Annotated in this window: 26 protein-coding genes and 2 tRNA genes; 14 read left to right on the forward strand and 14 right to left on the reverse strand. The window is 71.0% G+C overall.

Features of this window, described 5'->3' with window-relative positions; genetic code table 11:
* Positions 1-5: 5 nt before the first annotated feature.
* The 3 genes from ACXJ1Y_RS17445 to ACXJ1Y_RS17455 all read right to left on the reverse strand — a co-directional run bounded on the left by ACXJ1Y_RS17445 (position 6) and on the right by ACXJ1Y_RS17455 (position 1374).
* The gene (locus tag ACXJ1Y_RS17445; protein WP_463847420.1) at positions 6-530 is read right to left on the reverse strand and encodes a sigma-70 family RNA polymerase sigma factor; all 525 of its coding nucleotides are present in this window, start codon (positions 528-530) and stop codon (positions 6-8) included.
* 59 nt (positions 531-589) lie between these two features.
* The gene (locus tag ACXJ1Y_RS17450; protein ID WP_463847421.1) at positions 590-829 is read right to left on the reverse strand and encodes a hypothetical protein; all 240 of its coding nucleotides are present in this window, start codon (positions 827-829) and stop codon (positions 590-592) included.
* 323 nt (positions 830-1152) lie between these two features.
* Entirely contained in the window at positions 1153-1374 is a 222-nt protein-coding gene (locus ACXJ1Y_RS17455; RefSeq protein ID WP_463847422.1) for a hypothetical protein, read from the reverse strand.
* Positions 1375-1834: 460 nt separating this feature from the next.
* Here ACXJ1Y_RS17455 and ACXJ1Y_RS17460 point away from each other — a divergent pair, with 460 nt between their 5' ends.
* The 3 genes from ACXJ1Y_RS17460 to ACXJ1Y_RS17470 all read left to right on the forward strand — a co-directional run bounded on the left by ACXJ1Y_RS17460 (position 1835) and on the right by ACXJ1Y_RS17470 (position 3210).
* Complete coding sequence (locus tag ACXJ1Y_RS17460) at positions 1835-2068, forward strand: hypothetical protein (RefSeq protein WP_463847423.1); 234 nt, start codon at positions 1835-1837, stop codon at positions 2066-2068.
* 87 nt (positions 2069-2155) lie between these two features.
* Positions 2156-2353: a hypothetical protein gene (locus ACXJ1Y_RS17465; protein ID WP_463847424.1), complete on the forward strand. Its 198-nt coding sequence runs from the start codon at positions 2156-2158 to the stop codon at positions 2351-2353.
* Positions 2354-2403: 50 nt separating this feature from the next.
* The gene (locus ACXJ1Y_RS17470; RefSeq protein WP_463847425.1) at positions 2404-3210 is read left to right on the forward strand and encodes a universal stress protein; all 807 of its coding nucleotides are present in this window, start codon (positions 2404-2406) and stop codon (positions 3208-3210) included.
* 7 nt (positions 3211-3217) lie between these two features.
* Here the strand turns inward: ACXJ1Y_RS17470 and ACXJ1Y_RS17475 are convergent, their stop codons facing one another.
* Positions 3218-3940, reverse strand: a complete 723-nt coding sequence (locus tag ACXJ1Y_RS17475; protein WP_463850148.1) for a Crp/Fnr family transcriptional regulator — start codon at positions 3938-3940, stop codon at positions 3218-3220.
* Between the two features lie 196 nt (positions 3941-4136).
* Positions 4137-4952: a universal stress protein gene (locus ACXJ1Y_RS17480; RefSeq protein ID WP_463847426.1), complete on the reverse strand. Its 816-nt coding sequence runs from the start codon at positions 4950-4952 to the stop codon at positions 4137-4139.
* Positions 4953-5260: 308 nt separating this feature from the next.
* Between ACXJ1Y_RS17480 and ACXJ1Y_RS17485 the strand changes: the two genes are divergently transcribed.
* Positions 5261-6703, forward strand: coding sequence for a mannose-1-phosphate guanylyltransferase/mannose-6-phosphate isomerase (locus ACXJ1Y_RS17485; protein WP_463847427.1), 1443 nt, complete (start codon positions 5261-5263; stop codon positions 6701-6703).
* A gap of 40 nt (positions 6704-6743) precedes the next feature.
* Here ACXJ1Y_RS17485 and ACXJ1Y_RS17490 read toward each other — a convergent pair.
* Positions 6744-6818: transfer RNA gene (locus tag ACXJ1Y_RS17490), tRNA-Thr, on the reverse strand.
* Positions 6819-6865: 47 nt separating this feature from the next.
* On the reverse strand, positions 6866-8986 hold the full coding sequence (locus tag ACXJ1Y_RS17495) for an FUSC family protein (RefSeq protein ID WP_463847428.1): 2121 nt from the start codon (positions 8984-8986) through the stop codon (positions 6866-6868).
* Between the two features lie 147 nt (positions 8987-9133).
* Between ACXJ1Y_RS17495 and ACXJ1Y_RS17500 the strand changes: the two genes are divergently transcribed.
* Positions 9134-9210 (forward strand) — tRNA-Arg (locus ACXJ1Y_RS17500).
* A 13-nt stretch (positions 9211-9223) separates the two neighbouring features.
* Here ACXJ1Y_RS17500 and ACXJ1Y_RS17505 read toward each other — a convergent pair.
* The 3 genes from ACXJ1Y_RS17505 to ACXJ1Y_RS17515 form a co-directional block, all read right to left on the reverse strand.
* On the reverse strand, positions 9224-9421 hold the full coding sequence (locus ACXJ1Y_RS17505) for a hypothetical protein (RefSeq protein ID WP_463847429.1): 198 nt from the start codon (positions 9419-9421) through the stop codon (positions 9224-9226).
* Between the two features lie 116 nt (positions 9422-9537).
* The gene (gene zwf / locus ACXJ1Y_RS17510) at positions 9538-11016 is read right to left on the reverse strand and encodes a glucose-6-phosphate dehydrogenase (RefSeq protein ID WP_463847430.1); all 1479 of its coding nucleotides are present in this window, start codon (positions 11014-11016) and stop codon (positions 9538-9540) included.
* A gap of 118 nt (positions 11017-11134) precedes the next feature.
* On the reverse strand, positions 11135-11977 hold the full coding sequence (locus ACXJ1Y_RS17515) for an SDR family NAD(P)-dependent oxidoreductase (protein ID WP_463847431.1): 843 nt from the start codon (positions 11975-11977) through the stop codon (positions 11135-11137).
* A gap of 93 nt (positions 11978-12070) precedes the next feature.
* Here ACXJ1Y_RS17515 and ACXJ1Y_RS17520 point away from each other — a divergent pair, with 93 nt between their 5' ends.
* The 5 genes from ACXJ1Y_RS17520 to ACXJ1Y_RS17540 all read left to right on the forward strand — a co-directional run bounded on the left by ACXJ1Y_RS17520 (position 12071) and on the right by ACXJ1Y_RS17540 (position 16258).
* Entirely contained in the window at positions 12071-13249 is a 1179-nt protein-coding gene (locus tag ACXJ1Y_RS17520) for an endo-1,4-beta-xylanase (RefSeq protein ID WP_463847432.1), read from the forward strand.
* Between the two features lie 88 nt (positions 13250-13337).
* Positions 13338-14843 carry a L,D-transpeptidase family protein gene (locus ACXJ1Y_RS17525; protein WP_463847433.1) on the forward strand — a complete coding sequence of 502 codons (1506 nt, stop codon included), beginning with the start codon at positions 13338-13340 and terminating at the stop codon, positions 14841-14843.
* A gap of 136 nt (positions 14844-14979) precedes the next feature.
* Positions 14980-15513 carry a Dps family protein gene (locus tag ACXJ1Y_RS17530; RefSeq protein WP_243959569.1) on the forward strand — a complete coding sequence of 178 codons (534 nt, stop codon included), beginning with the start codon at positions 14980-14982 and terminating at the stop codon, positions 15511-15513.
* 111 nt (positions 15514-15624) lie between these two features.
* Complete coding sequence (locus ACXJ1Y_RS17535) at positions 15625-15873, forward strand: AbrB/MazE/SpoVT family DNA-binding domain-containing protein (protein ID WP_342162326.1); 249 nt, start codon at positions 15625-15627, stop codon at positions 15871-15873.
* Positions 15857-16258 carry a type II toxin-antitoxin system VapC family toxin gene (locus ACXJ1Y_RS17540; protein ID WP_463847434.1) on the forward strand — a complete coding sequence of 134 codons (402 nt, stop codon included), beginning with the start codon at positions 15857-15859 and terminating at the stop codon, positions 16256-16258. Before ACXJ1Y_RS17535 ends, ACXJ1Y_RS17540 begins: the two co-directional genes overlap by 17 nt.
* A 12-nt stretch (positions 16259-16270) precedes the next feature.
* On the opposite strand, the gene ACXJ1Y_RS17545 is transcribed toward ACXJ1Y_RS17540, so the two are convergent.
* On the reverse strand, positions 16271-18985 hold the full coding sequence (locus ACXJ1Y_RS17545; RefSeq protein ID WP_463847435.1) for a bifunctional acetate--CoA ligase family protein/GNAT family N-acetyltransferase: 2715 nt from the start codon (positions 18983-18985) through the stop codon (positions 16271-16273).
* Between the two features lie 118 nt (positions 18986-19103).
* On the opposite strand from ACXJ1Y_RS17545, the gene ACXJ1Y_RS17550 reads away from it, so the two are divergent.
* Positions 19104-19892: a restriction endonuclease gene (locus ACXJ1Y_RS17550; RefSeq protein ID WP_463847436.1), complete on the forward strand. Its 789-nt coding sequence runs from the start codon at positions 19104-19106 to the stop codon at positions 19890-19892.
* 3 nt (positions 19893-19895) lie between these two features.
* On the opposite strand, the gene ACXJ1Y_RS17555 is transcribed toward ACXJ1Y_RS17550, so the two are convergent.
* A complete protein-coding gene (locus ACXJ1Y_RS17555; protein WP_463847437.1) occupies positions 19896-20537 on the reverse strand; it encodes a DedA family protein in 642 nt (213 codons plus the stop codon).
* Positions 20538-20636: 99 nt separating this feature from the next.
* Positions 20637-21116 carry a peroxiredoxin gene (locus ACXJ1Y_RS17560; RefSeq protein WP_463847438.1) on the reverse strand — a complete coding sequence of 160 codons (480 nt, stop codon included), beginning with the start codon at positions 21114-21116 and terminating at the stop codon, positions 20637-20639.
* A gap of 159 nt (positions 21117-21275) precedes the next feature.
* Here ACXJ1Y_RS17560 and ACXJ1Y_RS17565 point away from each other — a divergent pair, with 159 nt between their 5' ends.
* Entirely contained in the window at positions 21276-21896 is a 621-nt protein-coding gene (locus ACXJ1Y_RS17565; RefSeq protein WP_243959553.1) for a YqgE/AlgH family protein, read from the forward strand.
* Between the two features lie 21 nt (positions 21897-21917).
* Here ACXJ1Y_RS17565 and ACXJ1Y_RS17570 read toward each other — a convergent pair whose 3' ends face one another.
* Positions 21918-22913, reverse strand: a complete 996-nt coding sequence (locus tag ACXJ1Y_RS17570; RefSeq protein ID WP_463847439.1) for a hypothetical protein — start codon at positions 22911-22913, stop codon at positions 21918-21920.
* 402 nt (positions 22914-23315) lie between these two features.
* Here ACXJ1Y_RS17570 and dnaK point away from each other — a divergent pair, with 402 nt between their 5' ends.
* On the forward strand, positions 23316-25238 hold the full coding sequence (gene dnaK / locus ACXJ1Y_RS17575; protein WP_463847440.1) for a molecular chaperone DnaK: 1923 nt from the start codon (positions 23316-23318) through the stop codon (positions 25236-25238).
* Between the two features lie 122 nt (positions 25239-25360).
* A complete protein-coding gene (gene dnaJ / locus ACXJ1Y_RS17580; RefSeq protein ID WP_463847441.1) occupies positions 25361-26515 on the forward strand; it encodes a molecular chaperone DnaJ in 1155 nt (384 codons plus the stop codon).
* The last annotated feature ends 39 nt before the right edge of the window (positions 26516-26554 follow it).

Genomic DNA, 26554 nt, shown 5'->3' on the forward strand with positions numbered 1-26554 from the left:
GCCGGTCAGCGGTCTTCGAGCGCGGCCCGCGTGGCGCCGTCGGCGCCGATGTCGTCCGTGCCCTGCATGCCGAGATTCTCGATCAGCCGCACGCGGGCGCGGCTGACCCGGCTCTTGATGGTGCCCACCGCCACGCCGCAGATCTCGGCGGCTTCCTCGTAGGTGAAGCTCTGCGCACCCACGAGGATCAGCGCCTCGCGCTGGGCATGCGGCAGCAGGTTCAGGGCATCCTGAAACTGCGCCATCTCCATCCGCACCTCCTGCTCCGGCAGGGCGGCGAGGCGCGCGGCATGGACGCCGTCGGCATCCTCCACCTCGCGCTTGCGCTTGCGCTGCTCCGAGTAGAACAGGTTGCGCAGGATGGTGAACAGCCACGCCGTGAGGTTGGTCCCCCGGCGAAAGCTCTCGGCCCGCGTCCAGGCCCGCACCAGCGTGTCCTGCACGAGGTCGTCCGACCGGTCGAGGTCGTAGGTCAGCGAGAAGGCGAAGGCGCGCAGGGCCGGGATCGCGCCGAGCAGAAGCTCGCGCATCTCCGCGTCGGCACCCGGAGGCGTCCCCACCGGCGGGGGGCACGGAGCAAGGGATTGCATCATCGCGAAGGCTCCCGTTCGGCACGCTCGGAGACCCCGCCGGATTCGGCGAGGCCGTCCACGAGGGCGCGCAAGTGGTCGGGGATCGGCAGGGCCAGAACCTGCGCGTAGTGCCGCTGCAACTCGAGCCCGATCCGGACGCGGGCCCCGGCATCGACCGAAGCCCGGCGGGGCTCGGCCCTTCGCGGACCGGCCCTGATCGCGGCCGGTCCTGCCTCCTCATCGTGGTCGTGAGCCATCGTCTCGTCCTGCGGACGGGCGAATTCGGCCTGCCGCCATACACGCGGGTACGGCGGCGTTGCAGCGCATCGCCCTGATGGCGGCGCTGATATGAGGTGGGGATTTAATCGGCTCTGAACTCTGTATTCAGCAAATATTAAGTGCCGATACGAGTTAGTGTTATCAATTGTTTCGACAATGTAACAAGTAACAAACCAGAAACATACCAAAGCTTGGCAATGACTATGGCCCGCTCAGGCTGAACATCACCTGAGCGACAAGCGTGGCCGTATTGCGGCGCCCACCGTGATGCCGAACCACGAGGCCGCGCCGCGCGGACCCTCTACTGCATGAAGGCCCAGGCGAGGCGCAGGGCGTCGAACTCCGACTCGTCCAGCGGGTCGAGCCAGTCGAGGTCGACGGTGCGCCGCTCGTCATGGTCCGGCTGCGGCGCCCAGGGCGTCGGCTCCGGGGCGCCGGGATAGGCCGCCGCGCGCTCCTGCGCCTTCCGGCAGGTCGCCTCTTGGCCGCAGGTGCAGGTCCGGGGCGGAGAGATGGTGTCCATGGCGGGCTTCCTCGCGGGCATGTCGGGGCTCTTCCGAGGCCGCCGAGACTGATCCCGCGCCGAGACTGATCCCGAGCCGAGGCCTGGGCCTTGATCCAGCGCAAACCGGGATCGCGGCTAACGCCCCGCAGGGCGGTGCCGCCGATGCTTGCAATCACGGGTAGATTGAGAAGTCATACTGCTACGCAAGCATGCATTCTGGGTGAATTTGCGCAGTTTATAATGCAAGCGACCCGGCGCTGTTTCGGTTCTAAGTAATTTTAAAACCTGTATGTATTTGGAACCGTTCGATATCGGTGGCGTTTGGGTGAGACAAAATCTCAAGTTGTTACCAACGAACACTGTTATGTGATCGACGCCGGCCGGTTCGCGGGGCATAGACCGGCGCGAACGGAAGATGGGAAGCAGCGATGGGCCAGGCACAGGATCCGGCACCCGCCTTGGCCACCGCGCGGGCGGCATGAGCGTGTTCCGTCCCCAGACGGTCGGCGAGTGGCTGAAGACCGGCCATCGCGGCCTGCGCATTCCCCGTTGCCCGACCTGCCGCGCCACCACCTGGGCGAGCTGGGGCCAGCTCGACGCCAAGGACGACGAGGATATCGTCGCCGTGGCCCAGCGCCTGCGCTGCATCGCGTGCGGCGAGGCTCCGGCGGGGCTTCCCATCGTGGCGAGCACCCACCCGTCCGTGCAGTAGCGCGGCGGCGATCCGGCCTTTGCGCTGGATCAAGGCGTGCCTCGCCCGGCGCGCCACACTGGGGCCCTCTCTGAGAAGGGTCCCCCGATGACGACGCAGTCCATTCCCCTGCCTACCCCGGTCGTGCGGATGCCCCGCGGCACCGCCGTCTCGGCGCGGACCCTCCCCGAGCCGGCGCGGAACGGCACCGGCCATCTGAACGGTCGCCTCGGTACCGCCGCCGCCTTCGCCCTCGCGGCGCTGGGCTCGCTCGCCGTCACCGCGCTGATGCGCCTCGCCCTCTGAACGGCGCCGCCCGCCCCGAGGGGCCGGCGGCGCGATCCGTGGAGGTCATCATGTCCTATGCGAAGATCCTGGTCTCGGTGGACCTGTCGGCCGGCGCGCCCGGCCGCATCAGGTTGGCCGCCGGCCTCACGCAGCGGTTCGAGGCGATCCTGTGCGGCGCGGCCGCCCGGACGGTGCCGGCGCCGGTGCTCGTCAGCGACATCTACGACGCGCAGCGGCAGGAGGAGCGCAACCGCGAGGCGGTGCTCGCCGAACTCGGCCGCGCCCGCGAGGTGTTCGCGCGCAACGCCGAGGGGGCCTTCGACACCGAATGGCGGCCCGCCTATGAGGGGCCCATCACCCATCTCGTCGGCCTCGCCCGGGCGGCCGACCTCGTGGTGGTCGGGCAGGATGGGGAGGACGGCCCGGCGCCGCTCGGCGTGCCGACCGGGCCGGTGCTGATGGAGGCCGGGCGCCCCGTCCTCGTGGTGCCGCCGGAGACCGACACCCTGAAGGCCTCGCGCATCGTCGTCGCCTGGAAGGACACGGTGGAAGCGCGCCGCGCCGTGTCGGGCGCCCTCGGCTTCATCCGCCATGCCGATCAGGTCTTCGTCGCCACGGTGGGCGACGCGGCGGGCGCGGAGCAGGCGGAGGAGGTGGCGGCCTACCTCGCCCGGCACGGGGCGGCGGTGACGACCCACTTGCTGCACGACCGCCGGGGCGCGGGGGAGGAGATCCTCGATTTCGCCCGCCGCCAGGAGGCCGACCTCGTGGTGATGGGGGCCTACGGCCATTCCCGCCTGCGCGAATGGACCTTCGGCGGCGTCACCCGCGATCTCATCCGGCGCAGCCCCGTCTGCTGCCTGATGAGCCATTGAGGCCGGTTCAGCCGGCGGCGAGGCGGTCCAGGCGGGCCGGATCGAGCAGGCGCACGCCGCCGGGGACGATCAGGATGATCCGCTCGCGGTCGAAGCGGGTGAGCATCCGGCTCACCGTCTCGATGGTGAGGCCGAGATGGTCGGCGATGTCCTGCCGCCCCATCGGCAGTTCGAGGGTGATCGAATCGTGGCCGATGCGCAGGTAGCGCTGCCGCAGGCCCACGAGGAAGAGGGCGACCTTCTCCTCGGCGGTGCGGCGGCCGAGCAGCATCATCTGGTCCTGGGCCAGGGTGAGCTCGTAGCCGGCGCGCTCGTGCAGGCGCTGCAGCAGGTGGGGCTTGTCCGCCACCAGCGCCTTGAAGGCGCCGCGCTCGAACCGGCACAGGGTGGCCTGTCCGAGGGCCTCGGCGGTCACGGCGAACCGCTCCGGCAGGGCGAGGCCGAGGAAATCGCCGGTCAGGGCGAAGCCCATCACGTGCCGCCGCCCATCCGGCAGCAGGCGGGACAGGCGGATCGCCCCGTCCGTCACGTTGTAGACCGCCGTCGCCTCGTCGTCCTGCGCGAACAGCGCCTGCCGGGGGGCGAGGCCGATCGGCCGGCTGAGGGCTTCGAGCTCGTCGAGCTCGTCGGTGGTGAGGGCCGCGCAAACGCTGAACAGCCGCGCCTTGCAATCCTGGCACCCTTCGTCCTGCCGCCCATGGTGGCAGGTGTGTGAGGGCGCAGACGTCATTTCGGTGGCGATCATGCGCCTGCACCCCGTCCCGCGCCCTCAAACTGCGCACCCATGGGACGCTACCGCAAACAACCGTTCAGGCCAATCGGCCGTTATGCAGCGCCGGCTTGGCCAATGGTGCAGTCATGTCTCCCCGGGTGACGGAAAAGCGTCCATATCGCGGACGCATTTCCCGTATTCGGGCAAGTTTTCGCTAGTGGCTCATCAAGCAGCAGAGCGGGCACGTCCGCATCAGATCGCGGGTGACGCCGCCGAAGGCCCATTCGCTGAGGCGGGAATGGCCGTAGGCCCCGGCCACGAGCAGGCCGGCGGCGTGTTCGCAGGCGAGGTCCACCAGCGCCTCGGCGGTGGCCGCGCCGTCGCCCTCCGTCCGGGCGGCGCTGGCCTCGATGCCCCTGGCCTCCAGCACGCGGACGAGGTCGTCCGCCTCGTCGGGGCCGCTTCCGTCCGCGACGTGGCAGACCACGACCCGTGAGGCCCGGCGCAGGAGCGGCATCGCATCGGCCACGGCGCGCCGCCCCTCGCGGGTGTTCTTCCAGCCGATGGCGATGCGGGTCGTGTCGCAATAGGAAAGGCCCGGCGGCGCGATGAGGACCGGGCGCCCGCTCTGCATCACCGCGTCGGCGGGGGCGATGGCGAAGCGTTCGGCCGGGTTGTCCCGCGCCTGCCGGCCGATCACCACGAGGTCGGCGGCCATGGACTGCGTCAGGAGGAACAGCAGCGGGTCGGCGAGGTCGGAGCGCCAGGCCAGCCGGCTGCGCCCGGCGGCGGCCTCCGCGAACAGGGCCTCCGCCCGCCGCATCCGCTCCAGGCAGTTCTCGTGCAGCACCGGCATGACGTAGGGGCCGCCCGCGCCGGGATCCGTGGTGAAGAGCCCGTAATCCGGCCGCTCGGCCGCGACGCCGATGAGCCGGGCGGCGAACAGGTCGGCGAGGTGGCCCGCCATCCTCACCCGGTCGCGCGATCCCTCCTCCGCATCGACCGCCACCATGATGCTCGCATAGCCCATGACCGCCTCCCGCAGCGCAGGCCGTATCCTGGACCTTGCGGCGCCGGGGGCCTTGATCCAGCGCAAGTTGCAGAAGGACTCGACCCGCCGCGTGCGATGCGGCATGAGATGCGCGGAATCCCGCCGGGCCGTTCCCCCTGGCCCGGTTATTGCCGGCGTGAAGTGGGCTGGGATGCCATCGTTAAGTCCAAGTTGGCTTTTTTACCGGGCAATTCTGCTTTCTGATACAGAGCCCAGAATTCAGTGCGCCGACATGACAGTCCTCATGCGGTCCGGTGCAGATCCAATGTGACGGCAGGAGCGAGCCGATGTCGGGTGACAATGCAGACTTCATCCATCCGGTCATCCTGTGCGGCGGCTCCGGCACGCGCCTGTGGCCGGCCTCGCGCGAAAGCTTCCCGAAGCAGTTCATCCCCCTGGCCGAGGCGCATCGCTCGTCCTTCCAGGCGACCGCCGCCCGCGTGACCGACGCGACCGTATTCGCGCGGCCCGCGATCATCACCGCCAACGATGCCCGGTTCATCGTGGCGGAGCAGCTGGCGCAGGCCAATCTTGCGGCGGACATCCTCCTCGAACCCGCCCGGCGCGACTCGGCGGCGGCGGTGACGGTCGCCGCGCTCCACGCCGCCGCCCGCCAGCCCGACGCACTGGTGCTGATCCTGGCGGCGGACCACGTCGTGGGCGACGATGCCGCCTTCCTCGACGCCGTGCGCGCCGCGAGCCTCGGCGCGAAGGCCGGGCGCATCATGACGCTGGGCATCGTCCCGACCTCGCCCTCGACCGCCTATGGCTACATCCAGCCCGGCGAGCCCCTGCACGGCGCCGCCGGCGAGGCGGGCGCGCGGGTGGTGGAGCGCTTCCTCGAAAAGCCGAACGCCTCCCGCGCCGAGCGCCTGATCGGGGAAAGCGCCCTGTGGAACAGCGGCTACTTCCTGTTCCGGGCCGACGTGATGCTCGAGGAACTGCGCACCCATGCCCCCGAGGTGCTCGCGGCGGCGGAGGCCTCCCTCGAGAAGGCCACCCGCGACCTTGACTTCCTGCGCCTCGACACGACGGCGTTCCTGACCTCGCCGCAGATCTCGATCGACTACGCGGTGATGGAGCGGACCTCCCGCGCGGCGGTGCTGCCGGTCTCGTTCCCGTGGTCCGACATCGGCACCTGGGGTGCCCTGTGGGAGGTCTCGCCGCAGGATGCCAGCGGCAACGCCACGCGCGGCCGCGTCGCCCTGCACGGCACCCGCAACAGCCTCGTGCACAGCGAGGGCGAGTTGCTGACCACGGTGGTCGGCCTCGACGACGTGGTGGTGGTCGCCACCTCCGATGCAGTGCTCGTCACGAGCCGCGAGCGGGGCGGCGAGGTGAAAAGCCTCGTGGAGCAGCTGCGTGCCCGGCGCGAGCCCGAGGCCGACGCCCACCGCCTGATGTACCGCCCCTGGGGCAGCTACCAGCGCATCGACATCGGCGCGCGCTTCCAGGTGAAGCGGATCACCGTGAAGCCCGGCGCCCGGCTCTCGCTGCAGAAGCATTTCCACCGGGCCGAGCATTGGGTGGTGGTCCACGGCACCGCCGAGGTGACGGTGGACGACCACGTCACCCTCGTCCACGAGAACGAGGCGATCTACCTGCCGATCGGCTGCGTCCACCGCCTGTCCAACCCGGGCAAGATCCCCCTCGAACTGATCGAGGTGCAGGTCGGCTCCTATACCGGCGAGGACGACATCATCCGCATCGAGGACGTCTACGGCCGCTGAGGCCGGCGCGTCCGGCCCCTCGCCGCGCGCGCGGCGAGGATGGTGCCGGCGGAGGGGATCGAACCCCCGACCTTCGGTTTACAAAACCGCTGCACTACCGCTGTGCTACGCCGGCCCGGCTGCTCGTGAGCCCTCGCTTGCTAGCAGCCGCGGGGCGGCGGCTCAACCCGGCGCGAGGGCGGCGGCGCGGTTGCTGCCGGGGCGCAGGGTGCCGGTCAGGAGATCGACCTGGGCCGAGAGCCGCGCCAGGGAGGGACCCTGCGCGGCGTCCGGTCGCCCGGGCAGGGCCGGGGCGTCGGTGCCGAGCGCCTTCAGCGTCTCCACGATCCAGTCTTTCCAGGCCGGGGCGACCGGCCCCGCCGCATCCGGCGCGTGGCGCAGCACGGAGAGCCGGGCACTGATTCGGCGCAGGGTCGCGTCGGCGACCATCGCCGATTCGACCTCCGGATGGTGCCCCGCACGGGGCTGCTGCAGGGCGCGGGAGAGGGCGGCTTCCAGATCGTTGAGGGCGAGGCCCGCCTCGCGGGCGGCCGCCTCGATCGCCGCCTCCCGGTCGTCGCCCGCCGCGAGCACGGCCCGGGCGAAGGCGGCATGGGTGGTGAGGGCGCGGCGCAGTTCCCGCCGCACCTGATCGGGCTCCCAGATCGGCCAGATCACGAGGCAGCTCGCCACGGCGATCAGCCCGCCGAGCACCGTGAACCCCGCCCGCTCGGCCACGATCTCCCAGGAGGAATGGCCGGGCTCCAGCACCTCCACCAGCAGCACCACGAGGGGTGTGAGGCAGGTGACGAAGAAGCCGTAGGAGATCTGGCGCGCGGCGAAGCCGACGATGCTGAGCGCCAGGATCAGCCCCGCCTGCCACAGGGGCGTCGCCGCGAAATAGGCGAGCACGGCCCCCACCAGCCCGCCGAGCACCGTCCCGCCGATCCGCTCCAGCGCCCGCTGCCACGTGGCGGCGTAATAGGGCTGCATGGTCAGCACCAGGGTGATGACGAGCCAATGGGCAAAGGTGCCGCCGTAGCTGAGCGTGCCCGCCAGGGCCGGCGCCGCCACGGCGGTGGCCCGCACCGCGTGGCGCAGGTTCGGCGAGGAGGTCGTGAAGTTCTGCACGAGGGGATCGAGGGTGCGCGCCCGCCAGCCGAGCCGTCCGCCCTCGTCGAGGCCGCCGGGGCGGTAGCCCTCCGGCGTCGAGAGCTTGGCGCCGATCCGCACCCGGCCGACGATCCGCTCCGCGAGGCGCGCGAGGGTCGGCTCGGCGGCGAGCCCTTCCGTGGCCCGCCCCAGGGCCGGTTCGAGCCGTGCGAGGTCGAGGCTGGCGTCGTCGCGGATCGCGCGGGCGATCACCACGAGGAGGGGGCGCAGGCGCCGCAGGAAGCGCTGGGCCGCCGCGCGCTGCTCCGGCGAGGGCCGGCTGTCGAGCAGTTCGGTGACGGCGATGAGGTTGGAGAAGATCTGCTCGGCGCTCTCCAGCCGCAGCAGCGCCTGAGCGGTGCGCTCGGAGACGCGCTCCCGGCTGCGGGCGAGGTCGAGGATCATCGTGCGCGCGGTCTCGATCCCCGTGCGCACGCCCCTGCGGTGGGCGCGGGAATGGCCGTCGAACGCCTCGGTCTCCGGCTCCGGCAGGGCCGCCAGCCGTTCGAGGTCGCCCACCAGCCGGGCGAGGCCGCGCCAGACGTCGGCGACCGCCCGGTGCGCCGGCCGGTAGGGGTGCAGCCGCCAGATCACCAGGGCGAGGAAGGTCGCCCACAGGCCGCCGGCCGCGAACATCACGGCGGTGAGCCCAGCCTGCTCCGGGGTGAGCGCCCGGTCGAGGGCGATGCACACCACCACGACGAGCACGTTGCCCGCCGCCTGCGCCTGGATGCTCCAGACGCGGATGTAGGTGCAGGCGAAGATCACCGCGCAGGCGACGGGCACCACGACGGGCAGGCCCACCGGCCGCAGCAGGCCGAGCCCGCCCCAGACGAGGCCGCCGACCAGGGAGAAGGCGGTGAGCGCCCGCAGGCGCACCCGCATCGGCCCGCCCGTGTCGCAGAAGCAGGCGAGGTTGGCCGCGAAGGCCATGGAGAGCAGCGGCGGCCACTCCACCAGGGCATGGAGCAGGAACACCACGCCGAAGGCGAAGCCTGCCCGGATGCCCTCCGACACCTGGACGCTGCGCAGGTCGAGGGCGATCGGCAGGCGGGCGAGGTCGGCCCCCGGCTGTCCGAGGCTGCCGCGCCCGTCGCTCCTCCGGGGCCGGACGCGGCGGGGGGAGGGGGCCTGCGGGGAGGGGGCGGACAAGGGGACGTTCCTGGGGGGCGCTTGGCCGGTGACTTGGCCCGTGAGGTGTCGAAAACCGGCGCCGCGCGCAAGCCGTTCGGCCGCAGGGCGGGCGCCACGCCTTGACCGAAGGGCTCCCCCGTGGCTTTTCGGGGGCGGCCGGCACCAGACTCCGTAGCTCAGCTGGATAGAGCAGCCGCCTTCTAAGCGGCAGGTCGTAGGTTCGAGCCCTACCGGGGTCGCCAGCCGCAGCCCGCCTCAGGAGGCGGAGAGCCGCTCCTTCGCCCGCGCGAGGCGCGTCGCCCGGTAGATCTGCCCCAGATGCTGGCGGGCCGCACGCACCGGAGGCGCCTGCCGCTCGGCTTGCGCCGCGTGGATGATCCGCAGGACGGAGGCCACCGAGCGCTGCAGCCGCCGCTCGGCATCGACATGGTCCTGTCCGTTGCGCTCCTGCATGGGTCTCGTCCCTGTGCCGTGCCGGTCTCCCGGGTGGCCCAGTGTCGGGACGAGGCTTGGCGGGAAAAGGGCAGCTTGGCCGTAAGGCAACCCGCCGCCCCGTTCCGTCCCCTATTTTAAACCCGCAGCTCCTCGTGCCAGGTGCGGCCGTCGCGCTCGATCAGGGCGATGGCGGCGGTCGGCCCCCAGGAGCCCGCCGCGTAGGGGCGCGGGGCCTCCGGCCGCTCGGCCCAGGCGTTCAGGATGCTGCCGGCCCAGGCCCAGGCCGCCTCCACCTCGTCCCGGCGCATGAACAGGGTGGCGTTGCCGCGCACCACATCCATCAGCAGGCGCTCGTAGGCGTCGGGATAGCGCTGCTTGAACGTCTCCTCGAAGGAGATGTCGAGGTCGGTCGGCCGTAGGCGAAGCCCGCCGGGGCCGGGATCCTTGGTCATCACCTCCAGCTTCATGCCCTCCTGCGGCTGCAGGCGGATCACCAGCCGGTTCGGCTCGCGGCCGAAGGCCTCCACGGGGAAGATCGAGAAGGGCGAGGCGCGGAACTGCACCACGATCTCGGAGAGCTTCTGGGGCAGGCGCTTGCCGGTGCGCAGGTAGAACGGCACCCCCGCCCAGCGGCCGGACTGCACCTCCACCTTCAACGCCACGAAGGTCTCGGTGCGGCTCTCGTGCCCGAGTTCATCCAGATAGCCGGCAACAGGTTGCCCGCCCACCGCCCCGGCGACGTACTGGCCGCGCACCGTCACCGACTGGATGTCGTGTCCGGTGATCGGCTTCAGGGCGCGCAGCACCTTCAGCTTCTCGTCTCGGACGGAATTGGCTTCGAGGTTGAGGGGGCTCTCCATCGCCGTGAGGCAGAGGAGCTGCAGGATGTGGTTCTGCAGCATGTCGCGCAGGGCGCCCGACGTGTCGTAATAGCCCGCGCGGCCCTCGACGCCGACGGTCTCGGCGACGGTGATCTGGACGTGGTCGATCACGTCCGCCGTCCAGAGCCGCTCGAAGATGGTGTTGGCGAAGCGGAGCGAGAGCAGGTTCTGCACCGTCTCCTTGCCGAGATAGTGGTCGATCCGGAAGATCTGCGATTCGGGGAAGACCTCGCCCACCGCGTCGTTGATCGCCTGGGCCGACTTGAGGTCCTTGCCGATCGGCTTCTCCAGCACGACGCGGGACTTCTCGCCGATCAGCCCATGGTCGGCAAGGTTCCGGCAGATCGCGCCGTAGAGGTCGGGGGAGGTGGCGAGGTAGTAGGGCCGCACCTGATCGGGGCGCTCGGCGAGCTTGGCCACCAGATCGTCCCAGCCGTCGTCGCCCGTGCCGTCCACGGCGACGTAGTCGAGATGGGCGAGGAAATCGGTCAGCGCACCGTCGGGCAGGTCGTGGCCCGGCACGAATCGCTTCAGGGCGTCGCGGGCATGCTCGCGGAAGGCATCGACCGAGAGGTCCGAGCGGGAGGCGCCGATGATCCGGCTGGTGCCGGGGATCTGGCCGTCGCGGAACCGATAATACAGGGCCGGCAGGAGCTTGCGCGCGGTCAGGTCTCCGGTCGCGCCGAAGACGACGCAATCGAACGAGGCGACGGGAATGATCGTCGTGGCCAAGGGCGGCTCCCGGTCTATGGCGGCATACCCCGCGGGGCGGCTCCCGAACGAGCCTGGGACGGGGCGGGCTTACTCCGCTGCAGGAGCCGCGCCAAGGGCGGCTCCCCGGGGCGAGGGTCTACCCCTCCATGGACCGCTTGAACGCCTCGGCATGATCGGGATGCCAGCGGGACAGGGCGGGGCGGTTCTCGATGATGTCGCCCATCGCCCAGGCCATGCGTTTCTCGTCCTGTTCGCGCGTGGTCTCGTTGTCGGGGCAGAGGATGTAGAAGTCGCCCTGCTCCATGCGCTCCAGCATGAAGGTGATCGTCTCCTCCGGCGTCCAGGCGCCGGCCGGCTTCTCGGCGACGCCCCGGGCCTTGGCGAGGCCGGTATAGACGAAGCCGGGGATCAGCAGGTGGGCGCTGGTCCGGCAGCCCTCGCGGCTGCGCAGCTCGTGGGCCAACGCCTCGGTGACGGCCTTCACCCCCGCCTTCGAGACGTTGTAGGGTGCGTTGCCCGGCGGCGTGGTGATGCCCTGCTTCGAGCCGGTGACGATCACCGCGCCGGGCCGCCCCGACTCCGCCATGGCCGGCGCGAAGGCGCGGATGCCGTTGACCACGCCCCAGAGGTTCGTGCCGATGATCCGCTCCCAGGTGGCGGCGTCGGAGAACAGCTTGCCCCCCGCCTCGACCCCGGCATTCAGCATCACGAGGGCCGGCGGGCCGCCGCGCAGCACGGCCGCCGCCAGCGCTTCCATGGCGCTTCGGTCGGAGACGTCGGTCGGCACGGCGCGCACGTCCACCGCCGCCAGGGCGCCCACCTCGGCGCGGGCGGCGTCCAGCGCCTCCCCCGGCAGGTCGGCGAGCCAGACGTTCATGCCGGCGCGGGCGAAGGCCTTCGCGGCGGCGAGGCCGATGCCGCTCGCGGCGCCCGTCACCACCGCGCTGTGGCCGGGGCTGATCGCGGGGTGTCGGGACATCGCTTCCTGCTCCATCTTCATGCGAAGGCGTGAGATGGGGCAGGCTGGCGGGAAGGCCATCGCCCCGCAAGGCCGGCGGTCGCAAGGAAGCGCATGTCGATCCCCCTGAACCGCCGAAACCTGCTTGCGGGGGTTGCGGCGACCGGCTTAGTCCAGCCTGCGGTCGCGGCCGCGCCGGATTTCGGGCCGCTGGCCAAGCCGTCATGGTCGCCGGAGGGGCCGCAGGGCGCGGCCGCGCGCAAGGGCCTCGGCTTCGGCGCGGCGGTGCCCTCCAACCTCCTGAACCGCAGCGCGGAATTCCGCGCCCTCCTCGCGCGGGAGTGCGGGCTGCTCCTCGGCAACAACGAAATGAAGATGGCCGTGGTGCTGCCGGAGCCCGGCCGCACCGATTTCGCCCCGGCCGATTCCGTGGTGCGCTTCGCCCGCGCCCACGGGCAGCGCCTGCGCGGGCACGCCCTGGTCTGGCACGAGGCCCTGCCGGGCTGGGTCGCGCCGCTCCTCGCCGGGGCGGGGCCGGCGAAGGCCGAGGATTTCCTGCGCCGCTGGGCCGGGACGGTGATGGGGCGCTACCGGGGGATGATCGCCTCGTGGGACGTGGTCAACGAGGTCATGGCCGGCTACGGCCCCGTCACCCGCGCGGATGGGCTGCGCGATTCGCCCTGGCTCGCCGCGCTCGGACCGGATTACATCGACCTCGCCTTCCGCATCGCCCACGAGGCCGATTCCCAGGCGGCCCTCGCCTGGAACGAGGATTCCCTCGAACACGACTTCCCCTGGGCGGAGGCCAAGCGTGCCCGCGTCCTCAAGCGGCTGGAGGCGATGCGCGCCAAGGGCGTGCCGATCCGGCGCTTCGGCATCCAGGCGCATCTCGTCAGCGACCAGCCGTTCGACGCGGAGACGTTCCGGCGTTTCCTGCGTGAGATCGGCCAGATGGGGCTCGGCATCGAGATCACCGAGCTCGACATCGACGACAAGGCCTATCCCGGTGACCCGAAGGCGCGCGACCGCGCGGTGGCGGATTTCGCCCGGCGCTTCCTCGACGTCGCCCTCGACGAGCCGGCGCTGCTCGATGTCGTCACCTGGGGCCTGTTTGACGGCGATACGTGGCTCAACGACCACCCGGACCACCGCCGCCGGGACGGGCTCCGCCAGCGCCCGCTGCCCTTCGACGAGGCGATGCGGCCGAAGCCGTTCCGCGAGGCGCTGATCGCGGCCTTCCGTCACGCGCCGGACCACTCCGCGTTGCGGGCGCGCCTGCGCGGTACAGCGTGAGCGGGTGTGCCGGAGGGGATTGGTAACCATCGGCCCCCCATTCTCCCGAGCGACCGCGCCGTCCCCGGCGCCGTCGGGAGTTTTGCGTATGGTCCCGACCCAGAGCCGCCCCCGTGCCGCCCTCGCGGCCGGCCTCTGCCTGTCCGCCCTGCTGACCGGAGCCGGTCCCCTCGGCGCACAGGATCTGGCGGCCGCCCCGCCGAAGGAGCAGCCCGCTCCCGAGGCGCCGAAAGTAGAGCCGGCAAAAGATATCGCGATCAAGCCGGTCGACATCGCCCCCGTCGCGGCCCAGCCCGCCGCCGAGGCGGCGCGCAAGAGCCGGGAGCCGGCGCCCCTCGTCTATGCCAAGGTCTCGACCGATCCCGTCCCGGCGCTCTCGCCGCAGACCTTCCTGAACACCCTGCGCGCCGCCGAGCGATACGCCGCCTTCGTGGAGGCCGGCGGCTGGGAGAAGGTGCCGGACAGCCTCATCACCCTGAAGCCCGGCGAGCGCCATCCCGCGATCCCGGCCCTGCGCCATCACCTCACCCTGGAGGGCGACCTTCCCGCCGACGCGCCGCCGAGCGACCGCCTGGACCCGCCCCTCGTGGCGGCGATCTCGGCGTTCCAGGCCCGGCACGGCCTGCCCGACAGCGGGATACTTGGTCGGCTTACTATCAACGCCCTGAACATCCCGGCCGAGACGCGCCAGAAGCAGCTCGCCGCCTCGGCCGCGCGGCTGATGGGCGCGAAATTCGCCTTCGGCGAGCGCTACGTCGCGGTGAACATTCCCTCGGCCACGGTCGAGGCGGTGGAGAACGGGCAGGTGGTCCGCCGCTACGTCGCCGTGGTCGGCTCCCCCGACAAGGCGACGCCCACCATCGAGACGCGCATCACCGACATCAACTTCAACCCGACCTGGACGGTGCCGGTCTCGGTGGTGAAGAACGAGATCATCCCGCAGATGCGGAAGAACCCCGGCTACCTCGCCAAGAACCGGATCCGCATCCTCGGGCCGGGCGGAACCGAGGTCGATCCGACGAAGGTCGATTGGGCGACGGAGAAGGCGGCGAACTACACGCTGCGCCAGGATTCCGGCCTCGACAATTCGCTGGGGCAGGTCCGCATCGACATGCCGAACCGTTTTGCCGTCTACATGCACGATACGCCAGCCAAGTCGCTGTTCGCGCGCTCGGTGCGCTTCCACAGCCACGGCTGCGTCCGCGTGGGGCAGGTGAAGGAACTCGTCGGTTGGCTGCTGCAGGGCGTCGAGGGGCCGAACGGGCCAGGCTCGACCTGGGGCCCGATGGAGATCGAGACCGGCATCGCCGACGGCGAGCGCCGGGACATCAAGCTGCCGAAGCCCGTTCCCGTCGCCTTCGTGTATCTCACGGGCTATGCCGGGCCGGACGGGCGCGCCCAGTTCCGGGACGACATCTACGGCCTCGACAGCCCCAAGCCGGCGCCCATGCCCGCGCCGACCGCCGCCGCGCCGAAGCCCTCCGAACCCGCCGCCACCGGCTCCGTCGGCGCCCGCCCGGCGGCCTCCCGGCCGGTGCCCCAGGCGGCCGCGGCCGAGCGCCGCAACGGCGAGGCGCCCTCCACCGTCCGCTGAAGGGGACCCTGCCATGCGGTGGGGGGAAAGATCGGAACCAACAGGGCGCGGTGCGATTGCAGGTGAGAACGCGGTCGGACCCCCCGTCAGGGGCCGACCCTACCTGTTACACCACCTGCATATGGGAGCCTGAACGATGGCCAAGGCCAATCCGGTCAGCCGTATCGAGAGCGATCGCCTCAACACCCCGACCGACCTCGATCCGAACGACACCAAGAAGATCGCCGAGGGGCTCACCGTCCTGCTGTCGGACCTCTTCGCCCTCTACATCAAGACGAAGAACTTCCACTGGCACGTGAGCGGCCCGAACTTCCGCGATTACCACCTGCTGATGGACGAGCAGTCCCAGCAGATCTTCGCGATCATCGACGCCGTGGGCGAGCGCGCCCGCAAGATCGGCGGCACGGTGCTGCGCTCGCTCGGCCAGGCCAAGAGCCTGACCCGCGTCGCCGACAACGATGCCGAGTATGTCAGCCCGCTCGACATGCTCAAGGAGCTGCGCGACGACAACAAGGCGCTCACCGCGCACATGCGCGAGCTCCATGAGGTCACGGACGAGGCCAACGACGTCTCGACCACCTCGCTGCTGGAAGAGTGGATCGACCAGTCCGAGGAGCGCACGTGGTTCCTCTACGAGGCCACCCGCAACGCGACCGACAGCGGCCACTGAGCCGACTCAGGCGAGATGAATGAGCCCTGCGCAGCGATGCGCGGGGCTTTTCTTTGCGCCGCCTTGTGAGGCATCCTTCTGGGATCCGATGCGTCCAAGAGGGGGATCGCGATGCCTTCGCAGGCGGTGAAGATCGGCGACGACGGCAAGTTGCTGATCCCGAACGATTTCCGCCGAGAACTAGGTCTGGACGCCGGCGACACCGTGACGGTCGAGCTGACGGAGGATGGGTTGCGTGTGCGCTCCCTGTCCGCCGCCATCCGCACGGCGCAGGCGATCGTGCGCGGCTTCGCCCCTGCCGAGCGAAGCCTGTCCGACGAGCTGATCGCAGAACGGCGAGCGAATGCCGAACGTGAGTGAGACTTACGTTCTGGATGCGTCTGCCCTGTTGTGTCTGCTGCATGCGGAGGCCGGCGCGGAACGGGTGACGGACATCCTGGATCGGTCGGTGATCGGTGCGGTCAACCTGTCCGAAGTCGTCGCCAAGCTCGCGGATACGGGGGGAACGGAGGCGGAGATATCGCGGGCACTCGGTGTGCTCCGCCTGAGGGTCGAGCCGTTCGATGACGAACAGGCCCGCCTCGCGGGACTGATGCGGACGGCGACGCGTCCCCTTGGGTTATCCCTCGGCGACAGGGCCTGCCTCGCCCTCGCCCGCCAGCGCGCCGCCGTTGCGGTCACGACCGACCGGGCATGGGGTAAACTTCCGAATCAGATCGGCGTCCCGATCCGCGTCGTCCGCTGACGCGAATGCCGGTCAGCCCGAGGCAGCGCGCTCGGTGTCAGCGGCTTGTCCCAGATCCAGCCGCACCTTCATCACCCCCGGATCCTCCGGGTCGCGCTTCTGGGTGAAGCCGAGGCGGCGGCAGACGGCGAGCATCGCGCGGTTCTCCGAGAGCACCGTGCCCTCCACCCGGCCGATCCCCTCCGAACGCGCCCAGTCGATCATCAGCCGCATCAGCGCGAAGGCGAGCCCCGTGCCGCGCACGTCCTGGCCGACGCCGATCGCGTATTCGCCGCTATCGTTGTTCGCGTCGGCGTGGAGGCGCACCGCGCCGAGCATCCGCTCGCGGCCGTCCGGGCCGATCTCCACCGCCACGAAGGCGATGGCGCGGGCGTAGTCGAGCTGCGTCAGCCGGGTGAGGAAGGCGTGGCTGAAGGCCCGCACCGGGCCGAAGAAGCGCAGGCGCAGGCTCTCCGGGTCGAGGTTCTCGAAGAACACCCGGAACAGCCCCTCGTCCTCTGGCCGCACCGGGCGCACCCGCACGGTCCGGTCCTTCAGGTTGAGGACGCGGATCCATTCCACCGGATAGGGGCGGATCGCGAAGCCCGGATGCCCGCCGCCGCGCCGGTCGCGGGTGCCGAAGCGGGTCTGCGGCACCCGGCCGATCCGCACCCGCGCGTCGAGGGCCAGCACCCCCGTCTCGTCGGCGAGCAGGGGGTTGATGTCGAGTTCGCGCACCTGCGGCAGGTCGGCGGCGAGCTGGGCGATCTTCACCAGTGTGAGGGCGATGGCCGGGATGTCGGCGGCGGGCACGTCGCGGTAGGCGTCGAGGCGCCGTGCCACCCGCGTGCGGCCGATGAGGTCGCGGGCGAGGATCATGTCGAGGGGCGGCAGGCCCAGCGCCCGGTCGTCGATCACCTCGACGGCGGTGCCGCCCCGGCCGAACACCACCACGGGCCCGAAGACCGGATCCTCGGCGAGCCCGGCGATCAACTCCCGGCGGCGGCCCCTGCGCACCATCGGCTGCACGGCGAAGCCGGTGACGCGGGCATCCGGCCGCTCCCGCCGCGCCCGGGTGAGGATGCTGCGCGCCGCCTCGCGCACGTCGGCCTCGCTCGTCAGGTCGAGGTGGACGCCGCCGATGTCGGATTTGTGCACGATGTCCGGCGAGACGACCTTGAGCGCCACCGTCTGCCCCCCCGCGATCAGCGGCCACGCGGCGGCGGCGGCCGCGTCGATGTCGGGGGCGAGCGTCAGCGGCACCACCGGGATGCGATAGGCCGAGAGCAGGGCGCTCACCGCGATCGGGTCGAGCCAGGAAGCCCCCTGGCGCAGGGCGTCGGCCACGATCCGCCGCGCCGCCTCGGTGTCGGGGGAGAAGTCGCGCGGCAGCGAATCGGGCGTGCGCATCAGGTTGTCCTGCGCCTCCCGGTAGCGGACGAGGTGCAGGAACCCTTCGATCGCCTCCGAATCGGAGGAGAAATGCGGGATGCCGGCGCCCGCGAAGGTCTCGCGCACGGCCTCGGCCTCCCCGAGGGAGACGGCGAAGACCGGCTTCTTGCGCGATGGGCCCTTGCGCGCCTGCGTCACCGTCTCGGCGATGGCGCCGGCCACGGCCTTCGCGTCGGAGCGGATCGTCGGGACGTGGATCGCCAGCACCGCGTCGCCGGCGTCGTCGGTGAGCAGCGGCGCCAGCGCCGCCGCGAAGGCGGGGCCGCCCGCATCCATGCCGAGGTTCACGGGGTTGCCGGCGGGGATCGCGGCGAGGAGGCCGGAGCGGTCGGCGAGCTTGTCGGCCGCGAGCAGCCCTATGCCGAGGCCGTTGGTGAGGATCGAGAGGCGCTTGCCGGGGAAGGGGCGCTGCCGGCCGAGGGTCTCGACGGCGGCGAACATCTCGTCGAGATCCTGCACGGCGAGCAGGCCCGCCCGGCGGAAGGCGGCGGCGTAGACCGCGTCGGGCCGGGCCAGCGCGCCGGTATGCGTCACGGTGGAGCCGGCGCAGTCCGGCGCGTCGGGCCGGCGGCGTCCCGCGCGCAGCACCACCACCGGCTTCGCCCGTGCCGCCGCGCGGGCGGCGGACATGAAGCGGCGGGCATCCTCCACCCGGTCGAGGCAGAGCAGGATCGCGCGGGTGCGGATGTCGGCGGCGAAATGGTCGAGGCAATCGGAGGCGTCGATGTCGAGGGCGTTGCCCAGCGCCATCACCGCCGAAAAGCCGTTCCCCCGCCGGCTCGCCCATTCCACGATGGCCGCCGCCACCGTGCCCGATTGCGAGACCAGCGCGAGGTCCCCCGCCGAGGGCGCGTGGGCGAAGAGGCTCGCATCGAGTTGTCGCGATGGCACGCACAGGCCCGCGCTGCTGGGGCCGAGGAGGCGCAGGCCGTGGGCGCGGGCGGCGATCCGCGCCCGGGGGCCGGGATCCTCCGGCCCGCGTCCGAGCCCGGCGCTGAGGATGACGGCCGCCGCCGCGCCGATCCGCCCGGCCTCGTCCACCACCTCCGGCACGCCCTCCGGCGGCACCGCCACGATCACGAGGTCGGGCACGGCGGGCAGCGCCGAGAGGGTCGGGGCGGTGGCGAGCCCCTCGATGGCGGCTTCCGTCGGATGAACGGGGAGGATGCGTCCGGGATAGCCCGAGCGGCGCAGGTTCGCGAGCACGCTGCGGCCCACGCTGCCCTCGCGGGCGCCGGCGCCGACGAAGGCCACCGCGCGCGGGGCGAGTAGCCTGTCGAAGCGATAGGTGCTCATGCCGTCCCCGGGCGTCTCGGGCGATCCACAGGTTTTCCCCGCTGCTTCAGGATCGGGCAAGGGGGGCTTGCGAGGCTCATCGCCGCCACCACCGATCGAGTTGCCGATGCCGATGCCGATGCCGTTCGCGCGCCCCGCGTCCCCCGGCGCGGGCGAGGAGCCCGCCCGCCCGCCGAACCTCGTCGCCCGCCTGTTCTGGACGGGGGTGACGGGCGCGTCCATCGCCTTCTGGTACGGCCCGGCGGCCTTCGCCGGCACGGGGCTGGCGCTCGCCGCCGTGCTGGCCCGCCACCTCGACAGGCCGCGCCGCCTGCGCGCCCGCGTCCGCCGCATCGCCCGGCGCCACGGCGAGACCCTGGCGCTCCGCCGGCGGCAGGAGCGGTTCGAGGATGCCTACGGCAACCTGATCGAGGACGGCTGGCTGCGCGAGTGCGACTATTTCCTCGACCGGACGGTGCTGCCGCAGCTCGGCCCCCGCGACGCCGACCTGTTCGAGCGGGAGCGCCCCCGGATGCTGGCGGTGATCGAGATGGCGGCGGCCGAAATCGACCTGCCGGACGAGGACGAGGCGCCGGAGGACGGCATCGATTACGAGCGCTTCTGCGCCGGGCTCCTGGCGCGGGCGGGCTGGCGCACCCACCGGACCCCGCCGAGCGGCGACCAGGGGGCGGACGTCGTGGCCGAGCGGGAGGGGATCCGCCTCATCGTGCAATGCAAGCGGCTCGGGCGCCCGGTGGGCAACGCCGCCGTGCAGGAGGCCGCCGCCGCCCTGCGCTACTGGGAGGGGGATCGCGCGGCGGTGGTCTCGAACGCGGGCTTCACCCCCGCCGCCCGCCGCCTCGCGGGGGCCACGGGGGTGCTGCTGCTCCACCATGGGGATCTGGAGGAGCTGGAGGTCGAGGTTTGAGGCTCAGGCCAGCGGCCCGGGGATCGCGCTCTCGGCCTTCACGAGCAAGCGCGCCTCGTGGCGGCGCACGAAGGCCCACAGGGCGATGCCGCCGAAGATCACCAGGGCGAGGAGGGTGAGGCCCACCGGCCCGGCGACCTTCTCGATGGAGCGGCCGCAATAATACGAGCCGAGGCCCATGCTCGCCGCCCAGGTCACGCCGCCCAGCGCGTTGAAGACGAAGAAGCGGCGGGCATCCAGGCGGTTCACCCCGGCGAGCAGGGCCGCGTAGGCACGCAGCATCGCGGTGAAGCGGCCGAAGAACACGATCTTCCCGCCATGCCGCCGGAACAGGTACTGCCCCAGCTTGAGCCGGCCGTGGTCGAGGGCGATCAGGTGGCCGTAGCGCAGCAGCAGGGGCATCCCCCAGCGCCGCCCGGCCCAGTAGCCGAGGTTGTCGCCGAGGATCGCGGCCGTCGCGGCGGCGGCGATCACCCCCGCGATGTCGAGGTTGCCGGTGCTGCCGGCATAGACCGCCGCCGAGATCAGCACGGTCTCGCCGGGGCAGGGCACGCCCGCGCTCTCGAGCGTGATGATCACGAAGATGGCGATGTAGCCGTAATTCGCGATCAGGTCGGCGATGGGCAGGTCGTGCAGGAAGGCCATGGGTCCTCGGGGGCCGGCTGCGGGTGAGCGCCCGCTGCCTTAGCCCGCAGAACATGGCCTCACGAGGGCGCGCCCGTCAAACCCCCTCGCGCCCCCTCGTCAGAGAACCTTCAGGAGGGCCTCGGCACCGGACGCCTCGGCCTTCGAGGGCGATTCCTCGACGTTGAGGATCCGCACCACGCCGTCCTCGACGAGCATGGAATAGCGCTTGGAGCGGATGCCGAGGCCGAAGCCCGTGCCGTCCATCTCGAGGCCGATCGCCTTGGCGAAGTCGGCGTTGCCGTCCGCCAGGAACTCGATGCCCTCGGCCGCGCTCGCCTTGGCCCAGGCGTCCAGCACGAACACGTCGTTGACGCTGGTCACGGCGATGGCGTCGACGCCCTTGCCCAGGATGGCCTCCCGGTGCTGCACGAAGCCCGGCAGATGGTTGCGGTGGCAGCTCGGGGTGAAGGCGCCGGGCACGCCGATCAGCACGATCCGACGGCCCTTGAACATGTCGTCCGTGGTGCGCGCGATCGGGCCTTCGGGGCCGATCACCCGGAAGGTCGCCTGAGGCAGGTGGTCGCCGACCTGGATCATCTGGTCTCTCCGCTGGGGCGGGGTTCCCCGCTGGCTCGGGGGTGACGTAGCGTGGCGGACTGGGCCTGTCGAGGCAGCCGGCACCGGCGGGCGGAAATCGAGGTTGCACAATCACGTTGTCCGCTGGACAACACGCCACCGCAGGGCCAGCATATAACCATGCCGACCACCCTTCCTCCCCGGCAGACGGCGCTCTCCGGCACGAATTTCCTCGATGGTCAGTTCCTGGTCGCGATGCCCGGGATGGCGGACGAGAGGTTCGCGCGCTCGGTGATCTACATCTGCGCCCATTCCTCCGACGGGGCGATGGGAATCATCGTCAACAAGCCCGCCACCGACATCAGCATGCCGGACCTGCTGGTGCAGCTCGACGTGGCGCCCGAGGCGGACGCGATCCGCCTGCGCGAGCGCGTCGGCCACATGCCGGTGCTGATGGGCGGGCCGGTGGAGGGGCGGCGCGGGTTCGTCCTGCACTCGGACGATTTCCACATCGCGCAATCGACGCTCATCATCGACGACGGGATCTGCCTCACCGCCACGGTGGAGATCCTGCGCGCCATCGCCAGCGGCGAGGGCCCGGCCAACGCCGTGCTCGCCCTCGGCTATGCCGGCTGGCAGGCGGGGCAGCTCGAAAGCGAGATCATGGCCAATGGCTGGCTCAACTGCCAGGCGGATCCGAGCCTGATCTTCGCGCCGGATCTGGAATCCAAGTACGAGCGGACCCTGCGGGACAACGGGATCGACCCCGCCATGCTCTCCGCGAGCGTCGGGCGGGCCTGACGGGCCCCCCTGAGAAATCCGCTACTCGGGTTCGGGGCCGCCGAACGCGTCCGGGTTCATGCCCTCGACGGAGGGTTTCGGCCTCGGCTTGCGCGGGGCGGCGACCGTCGTCGTGGGCGCGGCGGTGTTGGCGCCGAGCCGCGTCGCCAGCGCCAGCGAGCGGTTCTCCGTGAAGCGCAGGTGGCAGAAGCCGTGCGTGCCCTCGCGGGCGTAGCTCCGGCAGAACTGCTCCCGGTCCGCCGAGAAGGCGGCCTGCTCGGCCACGATCGGGCGGACATCCTCCCGCCGGGCCCGCTGGGTCATGAGCTTGTAATTGTCGCGCACCGACTTGTCCGCGACGCCCCGGGCCGTGTCGAACTCCCCCGCGCGGGGGATCAGCGTGGCGGCCGGCGGCCCCCACAGCCCGACCGGCGTCGTCGCGCAATCGTCGGCCGAGAAGGTGCAGGTCTGGCCGGACTCGACGGTCGTCACCATCACGCCGCCCTCGGTCACGTCCAACCGCAGGGGGCATTCGGCGGCCGGCGCCTCGTAGCGCGGCACGCCCTCCGGCTTGCCGGCGGCATTCAGGGCGATCGGCTTGCCGCCGCCGAGCTTGACGCTGCACGTCTCGGTCGGCTGCGAGACCTTGGTGCCCGGCAGGGTCACGGTGGCCGTGAGGCCCGTGCCGGCCCGTTCGAGCTTCAGGGCGCCGGTCGTGCCGTTGAGCTGCAGGTCCTGGTTGAGGATTCCATCCTCGCTCGGGGCCTTCAGCACCACCGGGGCACGGGGCACCGGGGCGGGGCGGGCCGCCTCGGGGGCCGACGATCCCGGCTGGCCCGGCTCCTCCGGCCCGCCGGGGGCGGGGGCGCCCTCCGGGATGCGCTGGGGCGGCACGGGCGGACGCTCCGGCTTGATGCCGAACAGCCGTTCGAGAAAATTCTGCGCCTCCGCCGGGCGGACGGGCGCCCCGAGGGCGAGCCCCGCCGCCAGGGCGGTGAGCAGGAGAAGGCGGGTCGGTCGGGGCTGGCGCGCGGGCAAGGACGGCTCTGTCGAGTGATTTTCCTGCGGGGGCCGGTCTCGATCCCACGGGACAGGGTTAACACGCCATCGGTGGCGCTGACGTGGCAGCGGAGCAACAAATTGCGGCTGTGCGGAAGGGCCGATTCCCTGGTGAGGGTTGAAAACCCCTGGCGGCCGAAGGCAGTGGCCGCGGAGACCGCGTTCATGCCAAGGCTTCTTGCGGCGTCGGGCGGCGGTTCTTATATCGCCGACGACGCGGGATTATCCGCTGGATTTCGGCCGTTCGCGGCCCTTGATCCGGCCCGGGTCCCGTACTCACATCAGATGCGTCAGTCTCCATCGCGAGTTCTGAAATGCCATGGGCCGAGCTGCTTCGGGGCTCGGCGGTCTGCTTGAACGCGACAGAAGAGGGATCCCACCATGGGTAAAGTAATCGGTATCGACCTCGGCACCACCAATTCCTGCGTGGCCGTCATGGAAGGCACGCAGCCGAAGGTCATCGAGAATTCGGAAGGCGCCCGCACCACCCCGTCGATCGTGGCCTTCACCGACGACGGCGAGCGGCTCGTCGGCCAGCCGGCCAAGCGGCAGGCGGTGACGAACCCCGAGCGGACGTTCTTCGCCATCAAGCGCCTGGTCGGGCGCACCTACGACGACCCGATGACCCAGAAGGACAAGGGTCTCGTCCCCTACAAGATCGTGCGCGGCGACAACGGCGACGCCTGGGTCGAGGCCGACGGCAAGAAGTACTCGCCGTCGCAGATCTCGGCCTTCACCCTTCAGAAGATGAAGGAGACGGCGGAGGCCCATCTCGGCCAGCCGGTCACGCAGGCGGTCATCACCGTCCCGGCGTACTTCAACGACGCCCAGCGTCAGGCGACCAAGGACGCCGGCAAGATCGCCGGTCTCGAGGTCCTGCGCATCATCAACGAGCCGACGGCGGCGGCGCTGGCCTACGGCCTCGACAAGAAGAAGGCCGGCACCATCGCGGTCTACGACCTCGGCGGCGGCACCTTCGACGTCTCGATCCTGGAGATCGGCGACGGCGTGTTCGAGGTGAAGTCCACGAACGGCGACACCTTCCTCGGCGGCGAGGACTTCGACAACCGCGTGGTCGAGTACCTGACCGCCGAGTTCAAGAAGGAGCAGGGCATCGACCTGACCAAGGACAAGCTCGCCCTCCAGCGCCTCAAGGAGGCCGCTGAGAAGGCCAAGATCGAGCTGTCGTCCTCGACGCAGACCGAGATCAACCTGCCCTACATCACCGCCGACCAGACCGGCCCGAAGCACCTCGCGCTCAAGCTCTCGCGCGCCAAGTTCGAGTCCCTGGTGGACGACCTCGTCCAGCGGACCATCGAGCCCTGCCGCAAGGCCCTCAAGGATGCCGGCGTCACGCCCGCCGAGATCGACGAGGTGGTGCTCGTGGGCGGCATGATCCGCATGCCGAAGATCCAGGAGGTGGTGAAGTCCTTCTTCGGGAAGGAGCCCCACAAGGGCGTCAACCCGGATGAGGTCGTGGCCATCGGCGCGGCGGTGCAGGCCGGCGTGCTCCAGGGCGACGTGAAGGACGTGCTGCTCCTCGACGTCACCCCGCTGTCGCTCGGCATCGAGACGCTGGGCGGCGTGTTCACCCGCCTGATCGACCGCAACACCACGATCCCGACCAAGAAGTCCCAGACCTTCTCGACGGCCGAAGACAACCAGAACGCGGTCACGATCCGGGTCTTCCAGGGCGAGCGCGAGATGGCGGCGGACAACAAGCTGCTCGGCCAGTTCGACCTCGTCGGCATCCCGCCGGCCCCGCGCGGCATGCCGCAGATCGAGGTGACGTTCGACATCGACGCCAACGGCATCGTCAACGTGACGGCCAAGGACAAGGCGACGAACAAGGAGCACCAGATCCGCATCCAGGCCTCGGGCGGCCTGTCCGATTCGGACATCGAGCGGATGGTGAAGGACGCCGAGGCCAATGCCGAGGCGGACAAGCGCCGCCGCGAGCTGGTCGAGGTGAAGAACCAGGGCGAGAGCCTCGTGCACTCCACCGAGAAGTCGGTGAAGGAGTACGGCGACAAGGTCTCGGCCGCCGACAAGGGCACCATCGAGACGGCCATCACGGCCCTCAAGACCGCCCTGGAAGGCGAGGACGTCGAGACCATCAAGGCCCGCACCACGGACCTGATGCAGGCGTCCATGAAGCTCGGCGAGGCAATGTACGCCGCGAGCCAGTCGGCCGGGCCGGATGGCGCGGCGGCCGGTGGCGAGGCGTCGGCCGAGAAGAAGGACGACGTCATCGACGCCGACTTCCAGGAGGTCGACGAGAAGGACCAGAAGAAGCGGGCTTAATCGCCACGCTCGTCTGAAACTTTACGGGGCCGGAGCGATCCGGCCCCGTCTTCGCTTGTGCGTGCGCACGCTCTCCTTCATCGGAAAGCAAGGCGCGGACGGGAAGGCACCTGAGGGCAGGGATGTCGAAGCGGGACTATTATGAGGTGCTGGGGGTCGCGAGGACCGCCACGGACGGCGAGATGAAAACCGCCTTCCGCAAGCTCGCGATGACCTATCATCCGGACCGCAATCCCGGCGACAAGGAAGCCGAGATCAAGTTCAAGGAGATCAACGAGGCCTATCAGTGCCTCTCCGACGGTCAGAAGCGCGCCGCCTACGACCGGTTCGGCCATGCCGCCTTCAGCCAGGGCGGTGGCGGCGGGCCGGGCTTCGGCAACGAGTTCGGCGACTTCATGTCGGACATCTTCGACAATTTCTTCGGCGACGGCCGGGGGGCCGGCGGTGGCGGCGGCGGCGGGCGGCGCAGCAGCACCCCCGGGCGCGAGCGCGGCGCGGACCTGCGCTACAACCTCGAAATCTCCCTGGAGGAGGCCTTCACCGGGAAGGCCGAGACCATCAAGATCCCGACCTCGATCACCTGCGAGACCTGCTCGGGCTCGGGCGCCAAGCCCGGCTCCAAGCCGCGTCCCTGCTCGACCTGCGGCGGTTTCGGCCGGGTGCGGGCGGCGCAGGGGTTCTTCGCCATCGAGCGCACCTGCCCGAACTGCCACGGACGCGGCGAGATCGTGGACGATCCCTGCCCGAACTGCCAGGGCGCGGGCCGGGTCAACCGGGAGCGGACGCTCTCCATCAACGTGCCGGCGGGCGTCGATGACGGCCTGCGCATCCGCCTCGCGGGCGAGGGCGAGAGCGGCCTGCGCGGGGGGCCCTCGGGGGATCTCTACGTCTTCCTCTCGATCAAGCCGCACGAGTTCTTCCAGCGCGACGGGGCGGACCTCTTCTGCCGGGTGCCGATCTCCATGGTGACGGCGGCATTGGCGGGCGAGATCACCGTGCCGGTGATCGACGGGTCGCAGACTCAGGTGCGCATCCCGGCCGGCACGCAGACGGCCAAGCAGTTCCGCATCAAGGGCAAGGGCATGCCGGTGCTGCGCTCGCGCGAGGTCGGCGACCTCTACATCCAGGTCTTCGTCGAGACCCCGCAGAACCTCACCAAGCGCCAGCGCGAGCTGCTGCTGGAGTTCGACCAATCCGCCTCGCCGGAAAATCATCCGGAATCGGCAGGGTTCTTTTCCAAGGTTCGCGAGTTCTTCGGGGGCGCCGCGAAGGCATGAGCCCCCGAACGGTCATGCGTGCATGGCGCCCCGCCGTGG

The organism is Methylobacterium sp. TK26 (genome assembly GCF_055361565.1).

Bases quoted from the DNA above. Each gene is read 5' to 3' on its own strand.
- ACXJ1Y_RS17485 (WP_463847427.1), top strand. From the start codon at position 5,261: ATGTCGGGTGACAATGCAGACTTCATCCATCCGGTCATCCTGTGCGGC.
- ACXJ1Y_RS17545 (WP_463847435.1), bottom strand. From the start codon at position 18,985: ATGAGCACCTATCGCTTCGACAGGCTACTCGCCCCGCGCGCGGTGGCC.
- ACXJ1Y_RS17555 (WP_463847437.1), bottom strand. From the start codon at position 20,537: ATGGCCTTCCTGCACGACCTGCCCATCGCCGACCTGATCGCGAATTAC.
- ACXJ1Y_RS17550 (WP_463847436.1), top strand. From the start codon at position 19,104: ATGCCGTTCGCGCGCCCCGCGTCCCCCGGCGCGGGCGAGGAGCCCGCC.
- ACXJ1Y_RS17475 (WP_463850148.1), bottom strand. From the start codon at position 3,940: ATGACGTCTGCGCCCTCACACACCTGCCACCATGGGCGGCAGGACGAA.
- ACXJ1Y_RS17515 (WP_463847431.1), bottom strand. From the start codon at position 11,977: ATGTCCCGACACCCCGCGATCAGCCCCGGCCACAGCGCGGTGGTGACG.
- ACXJ1Y_RS17480 (WP_463847426.1), bottom strand. From the start codon at position 4,952: ATGGGCTATGCGAGCATCATGGTGGCGGTCGATGCGGAGGAGGGATCG.
- ACXJ1Y_RS17450 (WP_463847421.1), bottom strand. From the start codon at position 829: ATGGCTCACGACCACGATGAGGAGGCAGGACCGGCCGCGATCAGGGCC.
- ACXJ1Y_RS17470 (WP_463847425.1), top strand. From the start codon at position 2,404: ATGTCCTATGCGAAGATCCTGGTCTCGGTGGACCTGTCGGCCGGCGCG.
- dnaK (WP_463847440.1), top strand. From the start codon at position 23,316: ATGGGTAAAGTAATCGGTATCGACCTCGGCACCACCAATTCCTGCGTG.
- ACXJ1Y_RS17505 (WP_463847429.1), bottom strand. From the start codon at position 9,421: ATGCAGGAGCGCAACGGACAGGACCATGTCGATGCCGAGCGGCGGCTG.
- ACXJ1Y_RS17530 (WP_243959569.1), top strand. From the start codon at position 14,980: ATGGCCAAGGCCAATCCGGTCAGCCGTATCGAGAGCGATCGCCTCAAC.
- ACXJ1Y_RS17525 (WP_463847433.1), top strand. From the start codon at position 13,338: ATGGTCCCGACCCAGAGCCGCCCCCGTGCCGCCCTCGCGGCCGGCCTC.
- ACXJ1Y_RS17520 (WP_463847432.1), top strand. From the start codon at position 12,071: ATGTCGATCCCCCTGAACCGCCGAAACCTGCTTGCGGGGGTTGCGGCG.
- ACXJ1Y_RS17540 (WP_463847434.1), top strand. From the start codon at position 15,857: ATGCCGAACGTGAGTGAGACTTACGTTCTGGATGCGTCTGCCCTGTTG.
- ACXJ1Y_RS17535 (WP_342162326.1), top strand. From the start codon at position 15,625: ATGCCTTCGCAGGCGGTGAAGATCGGCGACGACGGCAAGTTGCTGATC.
- ACXJ1Y_RS17465 (WP_463847424.1), top strand. From the start codon at position 2,156: ATGACGACGCAGTCCATTCCCCTGCCTACCCCGGTCGTGCGGATGCCC.
- ACXJ1Y_RS17455 (WP_463847422.1), bottom strand. From the start codon at position 1,374: ATGGACACCATCTCTCCGCCCCGGACCTGCACCTGCGGCCAAGAGGCG.
- ACXJ1Y_RS17445 (WP_463847420.1), bottom strand. From the start codon at position 530: ATGCGCGAGCTTCTGCTCGGCGCGATCCCGGCCCTGCGCGCCTTCGCC.
- ACXJ1Y_RS17460 (WP_463847423.1), top strand. From the start codon at position 1,835: ATGAGCGTGTTCCGTCCCCAGACGGTCGGCGAGTGGCTGAAGACCGGC.
- dnaJ (WP_463847441.1), top strand. From the start codon at position 25,361: ATGTCGAAGCGGGACTATTATGAGGTGCTGGGGGTCGCGAGGACCGCC.
- ACXJ1Y_RS17565 (WP_243959553.1), top strand. From the start codon at position 21,276: ATGCCGACCACCCTTCCTCCCCGGCAGACGGCGCTCTCCGGCACGAAT.
- ACXJ1Y_RS17560 (WP_463847438.1), bottom strand. From the start codon at position 21,116: ATGATCCAGGTCGGCGACCACCTGCCTCAGGCGACCTTCCGGGTGATC.